Here is a 4,712-nt window from a genome sequence, read left to right as displayed (position 1 = left end):
ACACCGCGGTGGCGACCGGTGCGCATGGCGCACCCTACGGGTTGCCGATGAACCTTGCCGAATGGCCGCTCGTCGTAGGGTGCGCCGCGCGCACCGCCAACACCGCGGTGGCGACTGGTGCGCATGGCGCACCCTACGGGTTGCCGATGAACCTTGCCGAATGGCCGCTCGTCGTAGGGTGCGCCGCGCGCACCGCCAACACCGCGGTGGCGACTGGTACGCATGGCGCACCCTACGGAGGTTGCCAATGAACCTTGCCGAACTGCCGCTCGGCCCGCTGGAGCGGGCGTTGGTCGACAGCCTGCGCCGCCTCGATCCGGCGGCACCGGAATCCGTGCTGGCCGCTGCCGCGTTGTGCTCCGAGGCGTTGGGGGCGGGCGATGTCTGCCTGCTGCTGGAACGCCGCGCCGGGCGCCGCCCGTGGCCGGAGCACGCCTTCGTCCTGCCGGGCCTGGCCGAGTGGCGCGCGCAGTTGCAGGCCAGCGCGCTGGTCGGTGCGCCGGGTGGCTTCGCGCCGCTGATCCTCGATGGCGAGCGCCTGTACCTGGCGCGCTACCACGCCTACGAAACGCAGCTCGCCACGCAGTTGCTGCGGCGTGCGGCGGATGTTCCCGAAGTGGACGAAGCGGCGCTGGGGGAAAGCCTGACGCGGTTGTTCGCCTTCAACGCCGGCACCCTGCCGGACTGGCAGCGCCTGGCCGCGGCTCAGGCGGTGCGTCGGCGCCTGTCGGTGATCTCCGGCGGCCCCGGCACCGGCAAGACCACCACCGTGGTACGTCTGCTCGCGGCGCTGCTGGAACAGCCGGGCGCCGTCGCGTCGGGCGCAGGCAACCTGGCCATCGGCCTGGCCGCGCCCACCGGCAAGGCGGCGGCGCGCATGGCCGAGGCGATCCGCACCGCCAAGGCGGCGTTGCCGGTGGGCGACGCGATCAAGGCGGCGTTGCCGGAAGAGGCGCGCACGCTGCATCGCCTGCTCGGCAGTCGTGGCGATACGCCCCGGGTGCGCCACGACGCGGCGCGGCCGCTGGCGCTGGACGTGCTGGTGGTCGACGAAGCGTCGATGGTCGACCTGGCGCTGATGGCCAAGCTGGTCGACGCGCTGCCGCCGCACGCGCGGCTGATCCTGCTCGGCGACAAGGACCAGCTGGCCGCGGTGGAGGCCGGCGCGGTGTTCGCCGAACTCTGCGAAGGGCGCGGCTTCGACGCCCAGGCGGTGGCCGACCTGCAGCGCATCACCGGCCAGGCCGTGGCGGTCGAGGCGCCGCGCTCGAAACTCGGCGACGCCGTGGTGCTGCTCACCCATAGCCACCGTTTCGCCGGCGACAGCGGCATCGGCGAGCTGGCGCGGCGGATCAACGGCGGCGATGCGACGGGCACCCTGAGCCTGCTGCGGGAAAACCGCGCCGATCTGCACTGGCAGGACCAGCCGTCCCCGGCGGCACTGCTGGAGCGCCTCGACCAGGCGTATCGCCCCTACCTGCAGGCGGCGCGTGGCGGCGACCCAGCGCAGGCTTTCGCCGCGTTCAACGCCTTCCGCGCGCTCACCGCGCAGCGCGAGGGGCCGTGGGGCGTGACGGGCATCAACGAGGCGCTGGAAGCGCGCATCAAGCGCCGCCTGAGCCTGCCCGAGCGCGAACGCTGGTATCCCGGCCGCGCGGTGATGGTGCGGCAGAACGACTACGCCCTCGGCCTGTTCAATGGCGACATCGGCTTGTGCCTGCACGGTGAATTCGGCCTGCACGGTGAATTCGGCCTGCGCGTCCATTTCGAGGGAGAGGACGGCTATCGCGCCTTCGCCCCGGCGCGCCTGCCCAGCCACGACAGCGCGTTCGCCATGACCGTGCACAAGAGCCAGGGCTCGGAGTTCGGCGAGGTGCTGCTGGCGCTGCCCGAACTGCCCAGCCCGTTGCTGACCCGCGCGCTGTTCTACACCGGCATCACCCGCGCCAAGCACCGCGTGGACATCTGGGGCCTGCCGGCGCGCCTGCTCGACGCGGTGGAAACCCGCGCCGAACGCGCGGCCGGCCTGGCCCGGCGGCTGGCGCGCGAGGACGTGCCCATGGAGGCTGCGCCGGCAACGCCCGACCAAGGCCAACTGGACCTCTTCTGAGAAGACCGGTGGCAAGCGGCGCCGCTCAACTACGCGGCGCGGCGGCCGATAACAAAGTTCAGCGTCGTTACGACCATTCGGCGATGGCGTGGCCGCGCGAGAACTGCCTAAATGCAGGCATGACCGGTCAATAACAACGAGAACGCCGCATGTCATCCAGCTACCGTTGCCACCCCGTCGCCTGCCTGCTGCACGCGACCGGGCTGATCCTGCTTGTCGTCGTCTACCAATCCTGGGCGTTGCCGCTGTGGCTGAGCATTCCGGCGGCGCTGCTGTTGGCGCTGTGGCCGTGGCTGGGTCCCTGGCAGCGTCCGGCGGAAGGGAGCGCCGCGCCACAGCCGGCGACCGACTTCAGCGCGCTCAGCCAGAGCCTGTCGCGGCACACCAGCCACAACGCGCTGTATGCCGCCCAGGTCTCGTTCGGCGTGCAGCAACTGGCCGGCAAGCTGCAATCGCAAATGGCCGCGGTGGACCAGCTGGCCGCCAGCGCCGAGGCGATGACGGCCACCGGCGAGGACAGCGCGCAGCGTACCGGGCATACGCTGGAAGCCGCGCAGGCCGTGCGCCAGAGCGCCGACAGCGGGCAGCATGAGCTGCAGCAGGCGATCAGCCGGATGCAGCAGCTCAGCGCGCAGACCGCCGCCAGCCGCGAGCTGATCGCCGGGCTCGGCGCGCGTACCGAGCAGATCGGCCAGGTCACCGCGGTGATCCAGTCCATCGCCAGCCAGACCAACCTGCTGGCGCTCAACGCGGCCATCGAGGCGGCGCGCGCTGGCGAGGCCGGGCGCGGTTTCGCGGTGGTCGCCGACGAGGTGCGCAACCTCGCCGCACGCACCGCCGAGGCCACCGGGGAAGTCGGCCAGATGGTCGCCGACATCCGTCAGCAGAGCGAAGCGGTGGTCAACCATATCCAGCAGCAGGCCAGCGAGCTGGACGAAGCGGCCGGGCAGGTCGAGCAGACCGGCCGTCAGCTGTCCGGCATCGCCGGGCTGGCCGGCGACGTCGAGGCGCAGGTGGCGCAGATCGCCGCCGGCACCCAGGACAACCAGCAGCGCTTGGTGGAACTGTTCGAGGCGCTGGCGCAGTTGCGCGCCGACGCCCACGCCAGCGATGCGCAGACGCGCCAGCTCGGCGAGGCGGCGACTCAACTGGTGGGCCAGGCCGAGGCGGTCAGCGAGCAACTCGCCGAGGTGCGCCTGGACGATTATCACCAGCGCATTTTCGACCTCGCGCAGGAGGGCGCGGCGGCCATCGCGGCGCGGTTCGAGGCGGATATCGCCGCCGGCAAGCTGAGCGTCGACGACCTCTTCGACCGCAACTACCGGCTGGTCGCCGGCAGCAATCCGGCGCGCTACCGCACCCGTTTCGACAGCTACAGCGACGACGTGCTGCCGGCCATCCAGGAGCCGTTGCTGGCGCGTCACGATGGCCTGGTGTTCGCCATCGCCAGCACCCCGGAGGGCTACGTGCCGACGCACAACCGCGCCTTCAGCCATGCGCCCACCGGCGACCCGGCGCAGGACATGCTGCGCAGCCGCAGCAAGCGGATCTTCGACGACCGAACCGGACGCCGCTGCGGCAGCCACCAGCAGCGCCTGCTGTTGCAGACCTACATGCGCGATACCGGCGAGCTGATGCACGACCTCTCGGTGCCGATCCGCGTGCTGGGCCGGCACTGGGGCGGGCTGCGCCTGGGCTATCGCCCCGAGCCTTGAGAACCCGATCGCCGCGTGTGCGGGCGTTCGGCCTGCGCGGCGCGAGACCGTGACCGGGCCGGCAGGTCCGCTTGCCGTCTGCCTGGGGCTTGCGCATCATCGACGCTCAATCCTGAGGACAACAACAATGAAAACCCTCGTCGATCACCTGGCCCAATACGCCGACTACCACCGCGACAAGCGCAACATCCTCACCCATTTCGTCGGTATCCCCCTGATCGTGGTCGCGGTGGCCGTGCTGTTGTCGCGGCCGGGCCTGCTGCTGGGCGGTTTGTGGCTGTCGCCGGCGGCGCTGCTGGCGCTGGTGACGGGGCTGTTCTACCTGCGCCTGGACCTGCGCTTCGGGCTGACCATGGGCGTATTGCTGCTACTCAGCCTGGCCGCCGGCGCGGCGCTGGCGATGCAGGGCACCGCACTGTGGCTGGGCGCCGGGCTCGGGCTGTTCTTCGTTGGCTGGGTGATTCAGTTCGTCGGCCATTACTACGAGGGGCGCAAGCCGGCGTTCGTCGATGACCTCATGGGCCTGGCGGTCGGCCCGCTGTTCGTGGTCGCCGAGCTGGCCTTCCTGCTCGGCCTGCGCAAGGACGTCGAGCGGCAGATCGAAGAGCGCGCCGGGCCGACGCATGTCCGCCGGCGCGACGCCACCGCCTGAGCGGACCGCCAGTTCGGGTAGACTTCGCGCTTTGAATCTCGCCCAGGTTGCCGTGTCGATCCCTTCTTCCGCTCCTTCCCCCCGCTGGCTCGGCGCTGCCGAGCTGCCACCCGCCGCCGATGCCGCCGTGCGCGACTGGTTGTTCGACCAGGGTTCGCTGACCCGTCGCCTCACCGCCCTGGCGGGCCGCGCGCTGCGCCCGACGGCCCCGGCCCCCGGGGGGGGCCCGCCGGCG

Annotated in this window: 5 protein-coding genes; all 5 read left to right on the top strand. The window is 71.5% G+C overall.

Annotated elements, in window-relative coordinates; all coding sequences use genetic code 11:
* Positions 1-251 (top strand): hypothetical protein (locus tag QMX85_RS23185; protein WP_282344882.1); only part of this gene is annotated, 251 nt, incomplete at its 5' end.
* On the top strand, positions 248-2,110 hold the full coding sequence (gene recD / locus QMX85_RS23180) for an exodeoxyribonuclease V subunit alpha (protein WP_282344880.1): 1,863 nt from the start codon (positions 248-250) through the stop codon (positions 2,108-2,110). The genes QMX85_RS23185 and recD, both read left to right, overlap by 4 nt.
* Before the next feature lie 149 nt (positions 2,111-2,259).
* Positions 2,260-3,825 (top strand): methyl-accepting chemotaxis protein, encoded by a 1,566-nt coding sequence (locus QMX85_RS23175; protein ID WP_282344879.1) that lies wholly within the window; start codon positions 2,260-2,262, stop codon positions 3,823-3,825.
* A gap of 127 nt (positions 3,826-3,952) precedes the next feature.
* Complete coding sequence (locus tag QMX85_RS23170) at positions 3,953-4,477, top strand: Mpo1-like protein (RefSeq protein ID WP_282344877.1); 525 nt, start codon at positions 3,953-3,955, stop codon at positions 4,475-4,477.
* Positions 4,478-4,508: 31 nt separating this feature from the next.
* The coding region (locus QMX85_RS23165; protein ID WP_282344875.1) for a chorismate lyase at positions 4,509-4,712 on the top strand (204 nt) is incomplete at its 3' end.

Origin of the sequence: Pseudomonas sp. PS02288 (assembly GCF_029959715.1) — a bacterium.
Taxonomy (GTDB): Bacteria; Pseudomonadota; Gammaproteobacteria; order Pseudomonadales; family Pseudomonadaceae; genus Pseudomonas_O; species Pseudomonas_O kuykendallii.
Note: the sequence above shows the minus strand (reverse complement) of the source record. Positions and strands in the feature narration are given on the sequence as shown.